The sequence below is a fragment of the Vibrio sp. 811 genome, from assembly GCF_033339195.1.
Genome location: NZ_JAWOUB010000149.1, coordinates 1 through 966 on the forward strand (window position 1 = coordinate 1; position 966 = coordinate 966).

Consider the following 966-nt stretch of genomic DNA (forward strand, 5'->3'; position numbering starts at 1 on the left):
GTAATCTTAGGCGCACTTGAAGAGTTGGTGAAACACCAACCGAATCACTTCTCGTTCATCTACATCACTAGTAAGAGCCTCAAGCAAATCGCTGAAGTGTACGGACACCTGATCTTTGATGAGGCGATCCAGTACATCTCGACTTTGTTGCGCGACCATTTGGGCACTCACCAAATTGGTCGGATTAGTGAGCATGAGTTCATCGTCATTCTTCCCAACGCAAGCGGTCACAGCGACGCGTTGGAAGCGGCAAACCGACTGTTAAATCAGCTATCTTACAAAATCGAACTCTCTGGGATTATGTTGTCGCTCGACAGCAAAGCCGTGATGGTTGACCCTAAAATCACCCACCAATCCCTTGAGCACCTATTGCTTGTAGCTCGTTACTCTGCGCAGTCAATGAGCGGTCGTCACATGCATGAAGTGTTGGTCGCTGATGGTGAATTATCTGAGCAGGCAGAAACGTCGATGATCATCAATCGCGACTTAGAAGTAGCGATTCGACAAGACAACATCATTCCTTATTTTCAACCAATCGTGAACGCGAAATCAGGTGAAATCATTGGCTTTGAAGCATTGGCTCGATGGCCGCATCCAACGCTCGGCATTATCTCGCCGTTGATCTTTATTCCGCTTGCAGAGCAAGGGAAACTGATTGTAGAGCTTGGAGAATCAATCCTCAATCAGTCTTGCGATTTTATCGGCAAACTGAACACAAAGAGACACAGCCAAGGCTTGCCGCCACTGACGGTGCACGTCAACCTGAGTGCGCAGCATTTCTACCATTCACGGTTGATTTCATTCCTGCAAACCATGATTGAAGAGCACAACATCTCTGCAGGTCATTTGGTGCTAGAAATCACCGAAAGTATGCTGATGGGCGGCGAAACGGAATCCATCCACTGCATCAACGAAATCAAACAACTGGGCGTACAACTGGCGTTGGACGATTTTGGTACGGGCTAC

1 protein-coding gene is annotated in these 966 nt (G+C 47.8%); it reads left to right on the top strand.

Annotated features, from left to right (window positions below):
* The coding region (locus R7Q46_RS25460; protein ID WP_318077977.1) for a bifunctional diguanylate cyclase/phosphodiesterase at positions 1-966 on the top strand (966 nt) is incomplete at both ends.